The following is a 17,220-nucleotide window of genomic DNA, read 5'->3' on the forward strand; positions in this document are numbered from 1 at the left end:
ATGTTCGAAAAGAACCGGATTATCACCATAGCCAACCAGAAAGGTGGCGTCGGCAAGACGACGACGGCCATAAACCTCGCCACGGCGCTTGCTGCAATCGGCGAGCATGTGCTCATTGTCGATCTGGATCCGCAAGGAAATGCCAGTACGGGACTGGGTATCGAACGCAGGGATCGCAAACTATCTTCCTACGACTTGCTGATGGGTTACAACACGATTGCCGAGGCTGCTCTCGAAACGGCCGTCCCCAATCTGTCGATCGTTCCCTCGACCATGGATTTGCTGGGATTCGAGATGGAGATTTCTCAATCTCCCGATCGAGCATTCAAACTTCGCCGCGCCCTCAACACCGAAGAAGCGGCGGCTTATTCCTATATCCTCGTGGATTGCCCACCTTCGTTCAATCTGTTGACGATGAACGCGATGGCTGCTGCCCATTCGGTGCTTGTTCCGCTGCAATGCGAGTTTTTTGCGCTGGAGGGATTGAGTCAGCTTTTGGAAACTGTCGACCAGGTGCGTCGTACGGTTAATCCCTCCCTGGATATCCAGGGGATTGTGCTTACGATGTTCGACGCACGAAATAACCTTGCGCAGCAGGTTGTCAGTGATGTACGGACATATCTCGGCGAGAAGGTCTATCATACCCTTATCCCGCGTAATGTTCGCGTGTCGGAAGCGCCATCCTATGGCAAGCCGGCTATTCTGTATGATCTGAAATGCGCCGGCAGTCAGGCCTATCTTCAGTTGGCCTCGGAGGTGATTCAGCGGGAACGCAGGCGGAAGGCCGCTTGAAGGCTGTAGACTCACAGGTGAATGAGAGAATGAACGACGATCTTTCAAAGAGGCGCCTTGGCCGCGGGCTCGCGGCGCTGATCGGTGAAATGGATCAGCCGCTGCCGGTGGATAGCGCACCGCGCAGCGTCAATCCCGACCGGTTGGTTCCGATTGAGCATGTTTCTCGGAACCTGAAGAATCCGCGGCGGAATTTTGACGAGAGTGAGCTGCAGGACCTGGCGAGCTCGATACGTCAACATGGCATCGTGCAGCCGGTAGTCGTGAGGCCGACGGGGGGCGATCGATACGAGATTATTGCCGGCGAAAGACGCTGGCGCGCGGCTCAGCTTGCCGGATTGATTGAGATTCCGATCATCGTCCGGGATGTCGACGACCGGACTGCGCTAGAGCTTGCCATCGTCGAGAATGTCCAGCGGTCGGATCTCAATCCCCTCGAAGAGGCGATGGGGTATGATCAGCTCATTGCCGAGCATGGTTACACTCAGAACGATCTGGGGGAGATCATCGGCAAGAGCCGGAGCCATGTGGCGAACAGTCTGCGCCTTCTCAAGCTCCCTGAGCCGGTTCGTGAAATGCTCTCGGTAGGTAGTCTATCTGCCGGGCATGCACGTGCCCTAATCACCACGTCGGATCCGGTGACGCTTGCTCGTACGGTCGTCGCCAAAGGCATGTCCGTTCGTGATGCGGAGCGGCTGGCTCAGTACGATATCAAGGCGCAATCGGAGCCTGCATCCGTTTCGAAAGCGGAACAAAAGGATTCGGATACCCTGGCATTGGAGCGGACGCTCTCCGATTCTCTCGGGTTGGAGGTCAAGATCAACCATAAGAGCGGCGGCGGCCATGTCCGGATCAACTATCGGACGCTGGAGCAACTCGAAGAAATCTGCCGCCTTCTGGAGCGGCGATAATCCAAGAAATTCAGCGGCTTGACTGAATGGTAATAGCCATCAGCGCGTGGAAGGCGATGCTGGGCTCAAGGCTTTGTTTCTGGCGCGACGTGAGAACGGCAGCCTGAAGCCGTTCGGTTTCACGGGAAAGCGCTTGGGAATTCCAACTTCTCAGAGCTTTTTCGATGATCGGTTTACGCCTGAAGTGAATATTTCGGCCAAGCGTCATCATGACCTGAGCGACAGGCAGCTTCTTTTCTTCCATTTCGGCCTTCATCAAGTCCAGCATCTGAAACTGCTTCAGGCAGGATTGCAGAACAAGGAAAACCGGCGTCTTTGACGATAGCACTTTCTGGATGGCGCGGTGCAGGCCCGGAAGATCGCCGCTCAGGACGGCATCGACCGCCTCGTCGGAGGAAACACTGCTGGCATCTCCGATGATTTCTTCGATATGCCCTTCCTCGATCACACCCTGACCACGGCAATAGAGAGCGAGCTTGCGGATTTCATTACGAGATGCCGCCCGATCTCCGCCGAGCAGGTCCAGAAGTTTCTGGCGAGCAGCCGAACTGATCCGCAGGCCCTCGCTCGCCAGTTCGGTATCGATGAGGCCGTTGAGAGCCTTGATGTCGTCTGCATAGCAGGGGATAATGGCAATGGATTTGGCCGGCTCCGCGATTTTGCGCAGACCGCTGCCCTTCTTGAGATCGCCGGCTTCGACAATCAGAATATTGGCGGCTGCGGGACCGTCGGCAAGCACCTGCATCGCGTCCAAAAGCGGCTTTTCGTTGGCCGCGCCGCGCAGCCAGATGAGCTTGGAGCCGCCAAAAAGGCCGAGCGCGTTGACTTCGTCGAGCAACTTGCCGGGGTCGCCCTGAAGATCGGAAATATCGATCTTGAGCATGGCGAACGGATCATCCTGGGAGACGCCTGTTTTGCGGGCCAGCCATGCCGCCCTTTCGGAAACGAGGCCGCGATCCGGGCCGTAGATCACGAAAATCCTGTAGAGCTCGGCGCCCTTTTCGGCAAAGCGATCGAACTCGTGGGACTTTATTTCTGCCATGCCGTTTGTGGCTGAGGTTCGCGCGCCAGCACAATGGCGATCTCGGCGCGGATGAACTCAGCAAGCTCCCTTGCCGCGCGGTTTTCGGCATCCCGGATCGCGCGCAGCTTTGCGAAGCCTTGGCCGGAAACGTCGATGAGCGAAACGACTTCCCGTTTGCCGGATTTTAGCACCTGACCGTCGCTCACGCGGGTGAGTGTATAGACTCCCTCGACTTGGACGCGGCCGGGAAGCGGCACGCCAGTCGTGGATACATTGTCGTCGTCCTCGTCATCGATGATGCTGGAGGCCGTGCTTGTTGCTGCAAGCTTCACGTCATAGGCGGGGTGCTTGGATTCACCTGCTCCGCCGGAGGTCAAGAAAATCAGATGGTTGCGAATAACCTGGTCAATCCGGCTTTTAGGTTGCGAGAAGCTGACGGCAGCCAGACGTTCACCGGTACCGTGAGCCTCGGAATAAAGCGGGCGAACCTGGCAACCGGCAAGAACGGTAAGCATTGCAAGGCAGGAGACGAGCCCAATGCGACGAAGAGAGCGGTCAAACGACAATGTTCACGATCCTCTGTGGGACGACGATGATCTTCTTCGGCGCCCGGCCATCAAGAGCCGCTTTTACCGCATCCAGCGTCAAAACCGCAGCCTCGACCGCACTTTGATCCGCGTCGCGCGCGATTGTCAATTCGGCCCGCTTCTTACCATTGATCTGGACCGGCAGTGTGACATCGTTCTCGATGACCAGTGCCTCGTCGTATTGCGGCCAGGCCGTTTCGGCAACCAGATCCTTATTACCGAGCACCGCCCAGCATTCCTCGGCCAGATGCGGCGTCATCGGCGCGACGAGCTGGATCAGGATTTCAGCAGCGTTGCGAACGGCTGCGCGATAAGCAGCATCACCTTCGCCGGCTGCCACTTTGCCGAGCGGCGTGGCCAGCGTGTTCACGAGTTCATAGATGCGCGCGACAGCCTTGTTGAAGGAGAGCTTGTCGTAATCCCCCTGGACCGCCTTCAGCGTCTTGTGGGCGAGCTGGGAGATTGCCAGCGCATCACCCTCCCTAGCCGCCGCCGGATGGACCCCCGCCAGGCCTTCGGAGGCTTCGGAAATCAGTCTCCAGAGGCGTTGCGTGAAACGATGAGCACCTTCGACACCGGCCTCCGACCAGATGACGTCGCGATCCGGCGGCGAATCGGACAGCACGAAAAAGCGTGCCGTGTCGGCGCCGTAGGAGGCTATGATATCGTCCGGATCAACGACATTCTTCTTCGACTTCGACATCTTCTCGATCGAGCCGATCGTGACTTCCTCACCGGTCAACAGGAGGGTCGCGCGTCGTTTGCCATCGACTTCCTCGATGCGAATATCCGCCGGCGAAACCCACTCACCGTTCGGCCCCGAGCCGTGGCGGTAGGTTTCATGCACGACCATACCCTGGGTAAAAAGGCCTTTGAAGGGCTCCTTGACGTCCACATGGCCGGTTTCACGCATGGCGCGGGTAAAGAAGCGCGAATAGAGCAGGTGCAGGATCGCGTGTTCGATGCCGCCGATATATTGGTCGACCGGCAGCCAATGATTGGCCGCGGCCGGATCCGTCGGCCCGTTCTCCCAGGGGGCCGTGAAGCGCGTGAAATACCAGCTCGAGTCGACAAAGGTGTCCATGGTATCCGTCTCGCGACGGGCGTCCTTGCCGCAATTCGGGCAGGCGACATGGCGCCATGTCGGATGCCGGTCGAGCGGGTTGCCCGGCTGATCGAAGGTGACATCATCCGGCAGCCTGACCGGCAGGTCCTTTTTCGGTACCGGCACAACGCCGCAGTCTTCGCAATGGATGACCGGGATAGGGCAGCCCCAATAGCGCTGGCGGGAAATGCCCCAGTCGCGCAGGCGGAAATTCACCTTGCGTTCCGCCTGCGGCATGTTGCCCAGCAATGTATTGGACAGCTGATCGGCAACGATTCCGAAAGCTTCGTCAGTCGTCTTGCCGTCCAGGAAGCGGGAATTAATCATCACGCCGTCATCGACATAGGCGGTATCGCCGATTGCAAAGGTTGCGGCATCGCCGTCCTGCGGCATGACGACCGGAACGACCGGCAGGCCGTATTTGCGGGCGAAATCGAGGTCGCGCTGATCGCCCGACGGGCAACCGAAGATTGCGCCAGTGCCATATTCCATCAGCACGAAATTCGCGACATAGACCGGCAGTTCCCAGGACGGATCGAGCGGATGCCTGACGCGGATGCCCGTGTCTATCCCCTTCTTCTCGGCCGTTTCCAGCGCGGCGAGCGACGTTCCATGCCGACGGCATTCTTCGGCGAAGGATTCGATGGCCGGATTCGTCGCGGCAACCGCCTTGGCAAGCGGATGGTCGGCGGCGATCGCCAGAAAGGAGGCGCCGAACAGCGTGTCGGGACGGGTCGTATAGACGACTACCTCGCTCTCGCCGGCAGCCGTGGACGAGACGATTTCCCAGCGGATGGTGAGACCTTCGGAGCGGCCGATCCAGTTCTTCTGCATCAGCCGGACCTTTTCCGGCCACTGGTCGAGCGTATTCAGCGCGTCGAGCAGGTCCTGACTGAAATCGGTGATCTTGAAGAACCACTGCACCAGTTCACGCTGCTCCACCAGCGCGCCGGAGCGCCAGCCGCGGCCATCGATGACTTGTTCGTTGGCGAGCACGGTCTGGTCAACCGGGTCCCAGTTGACCTTGGACTGCTTGCGATAGACCAGCCCCTTCTCCATCATGTCCAGGAAGAGATGCTGCTGGCGGTGGTAATAATCGACATCGCAGGTCGCGAACTCGCGGGACCAGTCCAGCGACAGGCCCATGGCCTTTAGCTGCGCCTTCATCGACGCGATGTTCTGATAGGTCCAGGACTTCGGATGCACCTTGTTGTCGCGTGCGGCGTTTTCCGCCGGCATTCCGAAGGCGTCCCAGCCCATCGGGTGCAGCACGTTGAAGCCGCGGGCGCGCTTGTAGCGGGCGACCACGTCGCCCATGGCGTAGTTGCGCACATGGCCCATGTGGATGCGTCCCGACGGATAGGGAAACATCTCAAGAACGTAATATTTCTCGCGCGGATCGTTGTTGTCGGTTTCGAAAACCTTGGCCTCGTTCCACTTCTGCTGCCAGCGTGGCTCGGCATCGCGCGGGTTGTAACGTTCAGTCGCCATTTCGATGATATTCCGGGAAAATAAGATCAAGAGTCGGGCGAGACCTTCATCATGAAACCCAGCAAGCGTCAAGTTTTCGGGGCCGGGAAGGGGGCAAGTTTCGGACGGAAGGCCTTGGCAGAGCCCTATATGAGAGTTAATCGCTCTCTTCGCAAGCAATACGGAAGGTCGGATCATGAGTGTCGAGGAACGGCTGCAGGATGTGAAAGCGCGGATCGAGAAGGCGGAGCGTCAGGCCAGGCGACCAGCCGGTTCGGTGACCCTCGTGGCCGTGTCCAAGACTTTCGATGTCGAGCATATCCGTCCGGTCATTGCCACAGGCCAGCGGGTGTTCGGTGAGAACCGGATCCAGGAAAGCCAGGGCAAATGGCCCGCCCTGAAGGCCGAGACGCCGGAGATCGAGCTGCATCTGATCGGCCCGCTGCAATCCAACAAGGCCGCCGATGCTGTCGCATTGTTCGATGTGATCGAGACTGTCGACCGGGAAAAGATCGCCCGGGTGCTCGCTGAGGAGATGAAAAAGCAGAATCGGACGCCCCGCCTCTATGTTCAGGTGAATACGGGGCTGGAGCCGCAAAAGGCTGGTATCGAGCCAAAAGAGACCTCGCGTTTCGTGGAGTTCTGCCGAAAAGAGCTCGGCCTTTCGATCGAAGGGCTGATGTGCATTCCGCCGGCGGAAGAGAATCCCGGGCCGCATTTCGCCCTCCTCGCCAGGCTCGCCCGGGAAAGTGGCGTCGAGAAGCTTTCGATGGGCATGTCCGGAGATTTTGAGACGGCCATCGAATTCGGAGCGACCAGCGTTCGGGTCGGCTCGGCGATCTTCGGCGCGCGAGAATAGATTTTTGTCAAGTCCCTAGCGCTTTCGTCGGGGTTTCCCCCACTCCTCCCGCACCCTAGATTGGCTGATCTAGGCTAGCTTATTGCGGGAGGTGCAGATGCAAAGCCGTTATCTCAAGGTCTACGAGGCTTGGCAGAAGGATCCGGAAAATTTCTGGCGCGAAGCTGCTGCTGCGATCGACTGGTTCAAAGAGCCGGAGGCGATCTTCGTCAAGGACCAGGGCGTCTATGGACGATGGTACCCCGGCGGCGAGACGAACACCTGTTATAACTGCCTCGACCGACACGTCGCTGCCGGCCAAGGTAAAGTCCCGGCCTTTATCTACGACAGTGCCATGACGGGCGCCAGGGAGACTTTCAGCTATGCCGAGGTGCTGTCGGAGGTCCAGGCGATCGCCGCCGTGCTGCGTAACCATGGCGTCGAAAAAGGCGACCGGGTCATCATCTACATGCCGATGATACCCGAAGCGGTATTTTCCATGCTGGCCTGCGCGCGGCTCGGAGCGATCCATTCGGTTGTGTTCGGCGGGTTCGCGGCCCATGAGCTGGCTGCTCGGCTCGACGATTCCAAGGCCAAGGTGGTGATCAGCGCAAGCTGCGGTCTGGAGCCCGGGCGGGTGGTGGCCTACAAGCCGCTTCTCGATCAGGCGGTGGATATGGCGAAAACAAAGCCCGACTATTGCCTGATCCTGCAGCGCGACCAGTTGCATGCGCCGCTGCGTTATGAACACGGCGACCGGGATTTCGCCGAGGCCATCGAGGCGGAAAAAGTCAACGGCACGCAAGTGCCCTGCGTACCGGTCAAGGCGACCGATCCGCTCTATATCCTCTACACGTCGGGAACCACCGGTCAGCCGAAGGGCGTTGTGCGCGACAATGGCGGACACATGGCGGCACTCCGCTGGAGCATGGAGAATATCTACGGCCTGAAGCCTGGCGATGTCTTCTGGACGGCCTCGGACATCGGTTGGGTGGTCGGCCATTCCTACATCGTCTACGGGCCGCTACTGGCGGGCACGACGAGCGTACTGTTCGAAGGAAAACCGGTCGGCACGCCCGATGCCGGCACATTCTGGCGCGTAATCAATGAGCATAGAGTGAAAGTCCTCTTCACGGCGCCGACGGCATTCCGCGCGATCCGCCGTGAAGATCCGGAAGGGGAGTATATCGCAAAGTACGACATTTCCAGCCTGCAGGCGCTGTTCCTTGCGGGGGAGCGCGCCGATCCGGAAACACTGAAATGGGCAGAACAGCAGCTCGGAATCCCTGTGATCGATCATTGGTGGCAGACGGAAACGGGCTGGGCGATTGCCGCAAACACGGCCGGTCTTGGCCTCATGCCGGTCAAGCACGGCTCGCCCACCCGACCGATGCCGGGTTATGCGCTCGACGTTCTGGACGATGCCGGACATCCGGTGCCGCCCGGCACGCTCGGCAATATCGCCGTCAAGCTTCCTTTGCCGCCTGGCTGCCTCGTCAGCTTCTGGGAGGCCGACGATCGCTTCCGCAAGGCGTGCCTGGAAGAGTTTCCGGGCTACTACAAGACTGCCGATGCAGGCATGATCGACCAGGATGGATATGTCTTCGTCATGGCCCGGACCGACGATGTCATCAACTGCGCCGGGCACAGGCTTTCGACGGGTTCGATGGAAGAGGTCTGTGCCATGCATCCGGATGTCGCCGAGTGTGCCGTCATCGGCGTTGCCGACCAGTTGAAGGGACAGGTGCCTTGCGGCTTCGTGGTATTGAAGCACAACATCACGCGCGACCATGCGATGATCAAAAAAGAGGTCGTGGAACTGGTTCGGAATGAAATAGGTCCGGTTGCGGCCTTCAAGACGGTGATGGTCGTTGACCGGTTGCCCAAGACACGATCCGGCAAGATCCTGCGCGGCACGATGCAGAAGATCGCCGACGGAATGCCGTGGAAAATGCCGGCGACGATCGACGATCCGGCGATCCTTGACGAGATCACCGCGATCCTGAAGGCGAACGGCTATGCGCATGAGGGAGGCGGCCTCAAACAGACCGCCTGAGATCCGCATCGACAAGCCCCGGAAGTGTTCCGGGGCTTGTCGTGTCTGTCGCCGGGAATTTGACAGTCCGCTCAGAAGCGGTCGTCTTCTTCATCCTCTTCGCGGCGGTTGGATTTCAGCGAGCTGAGCTTTGCGAAAACCGCATCCGCATCGATTTCCTTTTCTTCCTCGCGCTCGCTGCGATAACCGAAGTCGAGATTCTCGGTTTCGGACGCGGGCTGCAACGATGCGCCGAGTTCGGCGGCGGTCGGCAGCGGTCGGCCCTTGGAAGCCTTTTCCACTTCCAGGTCGAGATCAATCTGGCTGCAGAGGCCGAGGGTGACGGGATCCATCGGCGTCAGGTTGGCCGAGTTCCAGTGGGTGCGCTCACGGATCTGTTCGATGGTCGACTTGGTGGTACCGACGAGGCGGGAAATCTGGGCATCCTTGAGTTCCGGGTGATTGCGGACCAGCCAGAGGATTGCGTTCGGACGATCCTGGCGTTTGGAGACCGGCGTATAGCGCGGGCCGCGGCGCTTCGATTCCGGCACGCGTACCTTGGGCTCGGAAAGCTTCAGCTTGTAGTTCACATCCGCCTCTCCCCGGGCGATCTCGTCGCGGGAAAGCTGCCCGGTGGCGATCGGATCGAGGCCCTTGATGCCCTGCGCCGCTTCGCCATCGGCAATTGCTTTCACTTCGAGCGGGTGCAGCTTGCAGAACTGGGCGATCTGGTCGAAGGAAAGGGCCGTGTTGTCGACCAGCCAGACCGCAGTCGCTTTCGGCATAAGCAATTGTTGAGCCATAGGTATAGTTCCTCTGTCCGTCCGCGCCGGTGTCGCGGGCCGTGGGTATCAACCACAATTTCCGGGAATTCATGTGGCTCTATAACCGGAATGGGTCAGAATTGCAAATCTCAAACAAAATGACCATTCGTCTAATTGTCCGGGTTGCTCCACCTGTTATGAATGCGGCACAAATCGCTAAAGTCTGACCTTGGCTTCGGCATTTCGAATGGGAGGTATTCATGTCCGAAAAAATTTATCCGGTGCTCAAGCCCGTTAAAGCGCGTGCTTTGATCGACAAGGAAAAATACGAAAAGTGGTATGAGGAGAGCATCGAAGATCCGGACAAGTTCTGGGGCAAGCACGGTCGGCGCATCGACTGGTTCAAGCCTTACACCAAGGTCAAGAACACGTCGTTCAAGGGCAAGGTTTCGATCAAGTGGTTCGAGGATGGGCTCACCAACGTCTCCTACAACTGCATCGATCGCCACCTGAAGACGCATGGGGAGCGCACCGCGCTGATCTGGGAGGGCGACAACCCCTATATCGACAAGAAGATCACCTATAACCAGCTTTACGATCAGGTCTGCCGGCTGGCCAACGTGCTGAAGAAGCACGGCGTCAAGAAGGGCGACCGGGTTACCATCTACATGCCGATGATCCCGGAAGCGGCCTATGCGATGCTCGCCTGCGCCCGCATCGGGGCGGTCCACTCGGTGGTCTTCGGCGGCTTTTCGCCTGAAGCACTGGCCGGCCGCATCGTCGACTGCGAGTCCACCTTCGTCATCACCTGCGACGAGGGCGTGCGCGGCGGCAAGCCGGTGCCGCTCAAGGAAAATACCGATACCGCCATCCATATCGCTGCCCGGCAGTATGTGACGGTCGACAAGGTGCTCGTCGTGCGTCGTACTGGCGGCAAGACGAACTGGGCGCCCGGCCGCGACCTCTGGTATCACCAGGAAATCGCCAGCGTGAAGCCGCATTGCGAGCCGGTGAAGATGAAGGCCGAAGACCCGCTCTTCATCCTTTACACGTCGGGTTCCACCGGCAAGCCCAAGGGCGTGCTGCACACGACCGGTGGTTATCTTGTCTACGCGGCAATGACCCACGAATATGTTTTCGATTATCACGACGGCGACATCTACTGGTGCACGGCGGATGTCGGCTGGGTGACCGGCCATTCCTACATCGTCTATGGCCCGCTTGCGAACTGCGCCACGTCACTGATGTTCGAGGGCGTGCCGAATTTCCCGGACCAGGGCCGCTTCTGGGAAATCGTCGACAAGCACAAGGTCAACATCTTCTACACGGCGCCGACGGCAATCCGATCGCTGATGGGCGCCGGCGACGAATTCGTGAAACGCTCCTCGCGTTCCAGCCTGCGCCTGCTCGGCACGGTCGGCGAGCCGATCAACCCGGAAGCCTGGGAATGGTATTACAACGTCGTCGGCGACGGGCGCTGCCCGGTCGTCGATACCTGGTGGCAGACGGAAACCGGCGGCCACATGATCACGCCGCTGCCCGGTGCGACCGACATGAAACCGGGCTCGGCCACCAAACCCTTCTTCGGTATCAAGCCGCAGCTTGTCGACAACGAGGGCAATGTTCTGGAAGGTGCTGCCGACGGCAATCTCTGCATCACCGATAGCTGGCCGGGCCAGATGCGCACGGTCTATGGCGATCACGACCGCTTCGTGCAGACCTATTTCTCCACCTACAAGGGGAAATATTTCACCGGTGACGGCTGCCGCCGCGACGAGGACGGCTATTACTGGATCACCGGCCGCGTCGACGACGTGCTGAACGTCTCCGGTCACCGCCTTGGTACGGCCGAAGTCGAATCGGCGCTCGTTTCGCATCACCTGGTGTCGGAGGCCGCGGTCGTCGGCTATCCGCACAATATCAAGGGCCAGGGCATCTATTGCTACGTGACGCTGATGGCCGGCAACGACGGCACGGATGCGCTGCGGCAGGAACTTGCCAAGCATGTTCGCCAGGAAATCGGCCCGATCGCGACGCCGGACAAGATCCAGTTCTCGCCCGGTCTGCCAAAGACCCGCTCCGGCAAGATCATGCGCCGCATCCTGCGCAAGATCGCCGAGGACGATTTTGGCTCGCTCGGCGACACGTCGACACTCGCCGATCCAGCCGTCGTGGACGACCTGATCGCCAACCGCCAGAACAAGGCGGGCTGATCACAGGAAGGCCGCCTGGATCTCCGGGCGGCCTTTCAGCATCCGATGCGGGATCGGATTTCTTCGACTTGTTCCCGCGTATGGCAGATGTTTTCGCAGGGAATGCCGTCTTTGTCCGCATCGGCCCGGCGATATCCTTCGCACCAGATCTCGACCGCTTCCTCACAACTGTCGACCTGCTTGCAGCTCTTTCGCGAACTCTGGGCATAGGTTGTCGAGGCTGCAAGAGCGGTCAGGATACAGATCAAGATTGTCGGCCGTTTCATACTTATCCCCTGCAGGAAGGGTAAGTTTGCGCGCTACCTAATTCAAGCAACTGCTTAAATCTCAAGGTTGAATCAATTCGTCTCGCAAACCTGTCGCGGCTTGCGTCCGCCGTCGTAGCTCTGCGCCAGACCGGCGAGGAGCAGATTGTCGGCGACGCTCCGGCCATCGGAAAGCGTGACGTCGGCGACGATGCGGCCGAAATATTTGTCCCCTGAAATGCGGGTGAGCTGAATTTGACGTGATGCGCCTGCGAGCATTTGCAGCGCATGCTGAGCATCAAGGCCAATTCGGCGGAGCTTGGCGCATTTGGAACGGAGCTCCGGCGTATCGATGCCGCGGATGCGGACATAGACTTCCATCTTCTGCTGCGGCCAGGGCTGCGCCTCGACAAGCAGGGTATCGCCATCGATCACGCGCAGAATTTCGGCGGCGACCGGTCCCGAAATCTCGTCGCGTGCCGAGGCTTCGGTGGTGAGCACCGCGGAGAAACCAGCGAGAATCAGAAGTCTCTTGATCATGAAAGGAATAAATTCCGATCCATGACTCAAGTCAATAGGAATATTTACTTATCCATAAAGCGAGGTGTCGCCAAAACACAGCTGACACCCTCCTGCGTTCCGCCCTAGAAATCGATTGCGCGGCCGTTGATCTCCCAGTCGCCGAAGCGGGCGGGGTCCGCGCCGCCGCGGCCGCCGATTTCCTTCGGCATCTCCGCATTGGCGGCAGCTTGCCGGCGTTCTTCGGCTTCCTTCAGGGCGCGTTGCGCCGCGGGCGATAGCGGTTTCCCTGCAGCGCTCTCTTCCGGTGTCTTCCCGATGTTGTCGTTGTCTGGATCTTGCATCTTTTCCATCACTGGATGGTTTATTGAAAACTGTGGTTGAATTGACCACATGATAGGACGTTCGCCGGCATGGTAAAACCCCTCGTAATACCGGCAACTGGAGAGATGACGATGAACATGATACGCACCGCCATGCTTCTGGCCTTCATGACGGCCCTGTTCATGGGGGTCGGGTTCCTGATCGGCGGGCAGAGCGGCATGATGATCGCCCTGCTGATCGCTGCCGGCATGAACGTGTTTTCCTACTGGAATTCCGACAAGCTCGTGCTTTCGGCCTATCACGCCAAGGAAGTCGATGCGCGCACCGCGCCGGAATTCTACACCATGATCCGCGATCTTGCGGCCAATGCCGGCCTGCCGATGCCAAAGGTCTATATCTACGACAATCCGCAGCCGAACGCTTTTGCGACCGGCCGTAACCCGCAGAATGCCGCCGTTGCCGCATCGACCGGGCTGCTGCAGCGCCTGACGCATGAAGAGGTCGCCGGTGTGATGGCGCACGAGCTCGCGCATATCCAGAACCGCGATACGCTGACCATGACGATCACCGCGACACTTGCCGGCGCAATCTCCATGCTCGGCAACTTCGCCTTCTTCTTCGGCGGCAATCGCGACAACAACAACCCGCTCGGATTCATCGGCGTGCTGGTGGCGATGATCGTCGCACCGCTTGCGGCGATGCTCGTGCAGATGGCAATCAGCCGCACGCGCGAATATTCGGCCGACCGGCGCGGCGCGGAAATCTCCGGCAACCCGCTCTGGCTGGCCTCGGCGCTCGCCAAGATCGCCAATGCGGCACATGTGATCCCGAACTATGAAGCCGAGCGCAATCCGGCGACAGCTCATATGTTCATCATCAATCCGCTCTCGGGCGAGCGCATGGACAATCTGTTCTCGACGCACCCGAATACGGAAAACCGTATCGCCGCCCTGCAGCAGATGGCGGGCGAGTTCCGCCAGGCCACCTCGACGGCCGGGTTCGGGACTGATAGACCGCAGCGCACCGCGCGCTCCGTCCCGAATACCGGCTCAAATTCCGGCTGGGGCCGCGGCTCGGACGAACCGCGCAAAGGTCCCTGGTCTTGAACGACAAGAAGAAAAAAAAGAAACCTTCCAAACCACCGGGATACCGCAGAGAAACGGCCCCCACTGCTGGAGGCGAAAGCCTTCCGAAGCCCGGATTGGAGGTTCGAGCCACGGCCGCCAAACTGCTGGCGGCCGTCGTCGATAAAAAGATTTCGCTCGATGGCATGCTCGATCCGGTCCATGGCAATCCCGCCTACAGGGCGCTCAATGACGCCGACCGGGCGCTGACGCGAGCGATCCTGACCTCTGCGCTCCGCCATCTGCCCCGCATAGAAGCGGCGATCGCTTCCCTAATCGATAATCCCCTGCCGGAAGGCGCGCGTGCGCTTCATCACGTGCTCGTCGCGGCCGCCGCGCAGATCCTGTATCTCGATGTTCCCTCGCATGCGGCGGTCGACCTCGCCGTCGAGCAGGCCAATCGCGATCCCCGTAACCGCCGTTTCGCCAAGCTGGTGAATGCGGTTCTGCGCCGGATGGTGCGGGAGAGGGAGGAGATGCTCTCGAAGACCGCCGCGGTTTCGCCGGTGCCACCCTGGTTCCGCGAGCGGCTCGTCGCCGCCTATGGCGAGGCAGAGGCCGAGCGCATCGCGGAGGCGCAACTCGTGCCTGCGGCCATCGACCTGACGGTGAAATCCGATCCCAAAGCTTGGGCGGAAAAACTCGGCGGCAAGGTCCTGCCGACCGGCAGCGTCCGGCTGGCCGCTTTTCAGGGGGCGGTGTCCGCGCTCGAAGGGTTCGAAGAGGGAGCGTGGTGGGTGCAGGATGCGGCGGCGAGCATTCCCGCCAGACTGTTCGGCGATCTCAAGGGGAAAAAGGTGGCCGATCTCTGTGCGGCGCCGGGCGGCAAGACGGCGCAGCTCATTCTTGCCGGCGCCCACGTGATGGCGGTCGAGCAGTCCGCCAACCGGCTTGTCCGGCTTGAGGAAAACCTGAAGCGACTCGGGCTCCAGGCCGATCTGGTGGGTGGCGATCTGTTCGATTTTCGCCCGGAGGAACCGCTGGACGGCGTGCTGCTCGATGCCCCCTGTTCCTCCACCGGCACGACGCGCCGGCATCCGGACGTGCTCTGGACCAAGGGGCCGGAGGATATCGCCAAGCTCGCTGCATTGCAGGAAAGGATGTTGCGCCACGCCGTCACGCTGGTGAAGCCGGGCGGCATGATCGTCTTCTCCAACTGCTCTCTCGATCCGTCTGAGGGAGAGGAACTGGTTGCGCGCGTGCTCGGGGATCATCCGGACCTGCAGCGTTTGCCCGTAGATCCCAGGGACTGGCCAGGGCTTGGAGAAGCAATCTCGCCACTCGGAGAATTCCGCACCACGCCGGCCATGCTGCCAGGCGACGAAAATTTTGCGGGCGGCATGGACGGGTTCTTCGCGAGTGTGCTTCAGCGTCGGTAAGGCTTTATTCACCATACGGCGCGCATTCTTTCGAATGATCTAAAGTGATTCCCGCCGACAGGCGGAGACCGGATTCCTGCGGAGTGTTCCAGATTGACGATGCGGCTCGCGGATCGCCGGAGGCTTTTCTCCTACGGCATTCGGGAAATCTGGCGCCGCCTTTGCCGGCGGTCTGCCGGAATTCGTCTGGCTGTGACATCTTCTGCCCTTCAGGTGCCGGACAGGCTGATTGTCGCGCCGACGGATCTGAGGGCGCTCGATTCTTTCGTGGCGGAAGAAATCCTGGAAGATCGTTTCCCGCTGGCCGGGAGAATTCTCGAAACATTTGGTGAGTCGCCCTTTTCCATCGAGCTTCCGTCCCGGGCCTTCGCCGAGCGGCTGCATTCCTTTGCCTGGCTCAGGCATATCCGTACCAACAAGACGGAAGCAACCTGCGCCCATGCACGGCAGATGGTGTCAGACTGGATCGCATTGCATGGCCGGCGTCCGAAAGGCATTGCCTGGGAGGCGAATGTCGCAGCAGAACGGGTGATCGCCTGGCTCTCTCATTCAACCGTGGTGCTGCAGGGAGCGGAGGCGGGATTCTATCGGCGCTTCATGAGAAGCCTTGCCTACCAGGTCGGATACCTAAGGAAGATAGCCGGCTGCCTGCCAGAAGGCGAGACGCGGCTTAGACTCAGGATCGCGCTTGCGATGGCTTCGGTTTCGATGCCGGCGCGGGCCGCCCATATACGTCGCGAGGGCATCCGGCTCGACCGCGAACTGGAGCGGCAGATCATGGCGGATGGCGGCCACATATCGCGCAATCCCCGCGCGGTCCTCAATCTCCTGATCGATCTCCTGCCTCTTCGCCAGACTTATATCAACCTCGGCCACGATCTACCGCAGAAACTCATTCCGACGATCGACCGCATGTATCCGGCGCTTCGGTTCTTCCGGCATCAGGACGGTGACCTTGCGCTGTTCAACGGAGCGAGTTCGACGCCAGCGAGCGAGCTGATGTCGGTCCTGAGATATGACGAGACCGCAGGCAAGCCATTCAAGGCCCTGCCGCACATGAACTATCACCGGCTTTCGGTGGAAGGGACCACGCTGATCGTTGATACAGGGCATTCGCTTTCCGCCGAACTTTCGCGCTGTGCGCATGCCGGCTGTCTTTCCTTCGAGATGTCAGCCGGTCGGCACCGCTTCATCGTTAACTGCGGAGCACCAAAATATGCCAGCCGCAGCTACCGGCAGGTCGCCCGGTCGACGGCTGCCCATTCGACCGTGACACTCAACGAGACTTCGTCCAGCCGCATCGTCCGCTCCAAGTTTGCCGGGCCGATCCTGCTCGGCGGCGTATCGGAGGTGGAGGTCGAGCGGTGGGACGATATGCATGGCAACGACTGGCTGCGCGCTCGCCATAATGGCTATGTGCGCGAGTTCGGCTATTTTCACGAACGTGAGATCGGTCTCAACGTCAAGGGCGACAAGATCAAGGGCCATGACCGGTTGTTCCTGCCGGAAGGCAAAGGACCCGAAAACGGGCCATTCGCGGCCGCGGCGCGTTTTCATATCCATCCGGCTATCGTGCTTTCCCGGCGCGATGAGGAAAGCGTCGTCATGCGGGCGCCGGATGGCGAGACCTGGATTTTTGCCGCCCCCGGTCTCGATGTGCTGATAGAGGAGGATATCTTCTTTGCAGATGTCTCCGGCGTCAGGCCGAGTCAGCAGCTCGTCATCGAATTTTCGCCACCGGAGACATCGGAAATCCGCTGGATGCTGAGGCGAGGAGATTAACGCGCAGCGCGGTTCAATCTCTTGTTATTCTACCTGTCGTTATGCCGAAACCGGCCCGCACTTCCGGGGGAGATGGATTAGGCGTTTCCTCAGGAGCGAACCTATGCT

15 protein-coding genes are annotated in these 17,220 nt (G+C 60.0%); 8 read left to right on the top strand and 7 right to left on the bottom strand.

Going from position 1 to position 17,220, the window contains the following annotated elements; genetic code table 11:
- Positions 1-792 (top strand): ParA family protein, encoded by a 792-nt coding sequence (locus JL39_RS18755; RefSeq protein WP_037154040.1) that lies wholly within the window; start codon positions 1-3, stop codon positions 790-792.
- A 29-nt stretch (positions 793-821) separates the two neighbouring features.
- A complete protein-coding gene (locus JL39_RS18760) occupies positions 822-1,703 on the top strand; it encodes a ParB/RepB/Spo0J family partition protein (RefSeq protein WP_037154043.1) in 882 nt (293 codons plus the stop codon).
- Between the two features lie 10 nt (positions 1,704-1,713).
- On the opposite strand, the gene holA is transcribed toward JL39_RS18760, so the two are convergent.
- The 3 genes from holA to leuS are packed head-to-tail and all read right to left on the bottom strand — an operon-like array spanning position 1,714 to position 5,910.
- Positions 1,714-2,745, bottom strand: a complete 1,032-nt coding sequence (gene holA / locus JL39_RS18765; protein ID WP_037154046.1) for a DNA polymerase III subunit delta — start codon at positions 2,743-2,745, stop codon at positions 1,714-1,716.
- The gene (locus JL39_RS18770) at positions 2,733-3,293 is read right to left on the bottom strand and encodes a lipoprotein (protein ID WP_037154047.1); all 561 of its coding nucleotides are present in this window, start codon (positions 3,291-3,293) and stop codon (positions 2,733-2,735) included. Before JL39_RS18770 ends, holA begins: the two co-directional genes overlap by 13 nt.
- Positions 3,283-5,910, bottom strand: a complete 2,628-nt coding sequence (leuS, locus tag JL39_RS18775) for a leucine--tRNA ligase (RefSeq protein ID WP_037154361.1) — start codon at positions 5,908-5,910, stop codon at positions 3,283-3,285. Before leuS ends, JL39_RS18770 begins: the two co-directional genes overlap by 11 nt.
- 175 nt (positions 5,911-6,085) lie before the next feature.
- Between leuS and JL39_RS18780 the strand changes: the two genes are divergently transcribed.
- Positions 6,086-6,748, top strand: a complete 663-nt coding sequence (locus tag JL39_RS18780) for a YggS family pyridoxal phosphate-dependent enzyme (RefSeq protein WP_037154050.1) — start codon at positions 6,086-6,088, stop codon at positions 6,746-6,748.
- A gap of 97 nt (positions 6,749-6,845) precedes the next feature.
- Positions 6,846-8,783 carry a propionyl-CoA synthetase gene (locus JL39_RS18785; protein WP_052182982.1) on the top strand — a complete coding sequence of 646 codons (1,938 nt, stop codon included), beginning with the start codon at positions 6,846-6,848 and terminating at the stop codon, positions 8,781-8,783.
- A gap of 71 nt (positions 8,784-8,854) precedes the next feature.
- Here JL39_RS18785 and JL39_RS18790 read toward each other — a convergent pair whose 3' ends face one another.
- Positions 8,855-9,565, bottom strand: coding sequence for a DUF1013 domain-containing protein (locus tag JL39_RS18790; RefSeq protein WP_037154054.1), 711 nt, complete (start codon positions 9,563-9,565; stop codon positions 8,855-8,857).
- A 221-nt stretch (positions 9,566-9,786) separates the two neighbouring features.
- Between JL39_RS18790 and acs the strand changes: the two genes are divergently transcribed.
- Positions 9,787-11,739 (top strand): acetate--CoA ligase, encoded by a 1,953-nt coding sequence (gene acs, locus JL39_RS18795; RefSeq protein WP_037154057.1) that lies wholly within the window; start codon positions 9,787-9,789, stop codon positions 11,737-11,739.
- Positions 11,740-11,774: 35 nt separating this feature from the next.
- Here the strand turns inward: acs and JL39_RS18800 are convergent, their stop codons facing one another.
- The 3 genes from JL39_RS18800 to JL39_RS18810 form a co-directional block, all read right to left on the bottom strand.
- Complete coding sequence (locus tag JL39_RS18800; RefSeq protein WP_037154060.1) at positions 11,775-12,005, bottom strand: excalibur calcium-binding domain-containing protein; 231 nt, start codon at positions 12,003-12,005, stop codon at positions 11,775-11,777.
- 72 nt (positions 12,006-12,077) lie between these two features.
- A complete protein-coding gene (locus JL39_RS18805) occupies positions 12,078-12,524 on the bottom strand; it encodes a thermonuclease family protein (RefSeq protein ID WP_037154062.1) in 447 nt (148 codons plus the stop codon).
- Positions 12,525-12,628: 104 nt separating this feature from the next.
- The gene (locus tag JL39_RS18810) at positions 12,629-12,847 is read right to left on the bottom strand and encodes a DUF1674 domain-containing protein (RefSeq protein ID WP_037154064.1); all 219 of its coding nucleotides are present in this window, start codon (positions 12,845-12,847) and stop codon (positions 12,629-12,631) included.
- Positions 12,848-12,958: 111 nt separating this feature from the next.
- Between JL39_RS18810 and htpX the strand changes: the two genes are divergently transcribed.
- The 3 genes from htpX (at position 12,959) to JL39_RS18825 (ending at position 17,112) form a co-directional block, all read left to right on the top strand.
- On the top strand, positions 12,959-13,933 hold the full coding sequence (gene htpX, locus JL39_RS18815) for a zinc metalloprotease HtpX (protein WP_037154067.1): 975 nt from the start codon (positions 12,959-12,961) through the stop codon (positions 13,931-13,933).
- 95 nt (positions 13,934-14,028) lie between these two features.
- Positions 14,029-15,330, top strand: coding sequence for a transcription antitermination factor NusB (locus JL39_RS18820; protein WP_227704618.1), 1,302 nt, complete (start codon positions 14,029-14,031; stop codon positions 15,328-15,330).
- Positions 15,331-15,429: 99 nt separating this feature from the next.
- Positions 15,430-17,112, top strand: coding sequence for a heparinase II/III family protein (locus JL39_RS18825; RefSeq protein WP_037154071.1), 1,683 nt, complete (start codon positions 15,430-15,432; stop codon positions 17,110-17,112).
- Positions 17,113-17,220 lie beyond the last annotated feature (108 nt).

It is taken from the genome of Rhizobium sp. YS-1r, assembly GCF_000757525.1.
Classification (GTDB): domain Bacteria; phylum Pseudomonadota; class Alphaproteobacteria; order Rhizobiales; family Rhizobiaceae; genus Neorhizobium; species Neorhizobium petrolearium.

Excerpts from the sequence above, each read along its gene's own strand:
- JL39_RS18755 (WP_037154040.1), top strand. The coding sequence starts at position 1 with ATGTTCGAAAAGAACCGGATTATCACCATAGCCAACCAGAAAGGTGGC.
- JL39_RS18760 (WP_037154043.1), top strand. The coding sequence starts at position 822 with ATGAACGACGATCTTTCAAAGAGGCGCCTTGGCCGCGGGCTCGCGGCG.
- holA (WP_037154046.1), bottom strand. The coding sequence starts at position 2,745 with ATGGCAGAAATAAAGTCCCACGAGTTCGATCGCTTTGCCGAAAAGGGC.
- leuS (WP_037154361.1), bottom strand. The coding sequence starts at position 5,910 with ATGGCGACTGAACGTTACAACCCGCGCGATGCCGAGCCACGCTGGCAG.
- JL39_RS18780 (WP_037154050.1), top strand. The coding sequence starts at position 6,086 with ATGAGTGTCGAGGAACGGCTGCAGGATGTGAAAGCGCGGATCGAGAAG.
- JL39_RS18785 (WP_052182982.1), top strand. The coding sequence starts at position 6,846 with ATGCAAAGCCGTTATCTCAAGGTCTACGAGGCTTGGCAGAAGGATCCG.
- JL39_RS18790 (WP_037154054.1), bottom strand. The coding sequence starts at position 9,565 with ATGGCTCAACAATTGCTTATGCCGAAAGCGACTGCGGTCTGGCTGGTC.
- acs (WP_037154057.1), top strand. The coding sequence starts at position 9,787 with ATGTCCGAAAAAATTTATCCGGTGCTCAAGCCCGTTAAAGCGCGTGCT.
- JL39_RS18800 (WP_037154060.1), bottom strand. The coding sequence starts at position 12,005 with ATGAAACGGCCGACAATCTTGATCTGTATCCTGACCGCTCTTGCAGCC.
- JL39_RS18805 (WP_037154062.1), bottom strand. The coding sequence starts at position 12,524 with ATGATCAAGAGACTTCTGATTCTCGCTGGTTTCTCCGCGGTGCTCACC.
- JL39_RS18810 (WP_037154064.1), bottom strand. The coding sequence starts at position 12,847 with ATGCAAGATCCAGACAACGACAACATCGGGAAGACACCGGAAGAGAGC.
- htpX (WP_037154067.1), top strand. The coding sequence starts at position 12,959 with ATGAACATGATACGCACCGCCATGCTTCTGGCCTTCATGACGGCCCTG.
- JL39_RS18825 (WP_037154071.1), top strand. The coding sequence starts at position 15,430 with ATGCGGCTCGCGGATCGCCGGAGGCTTTTCTCCTACGGCATTCGGGAA.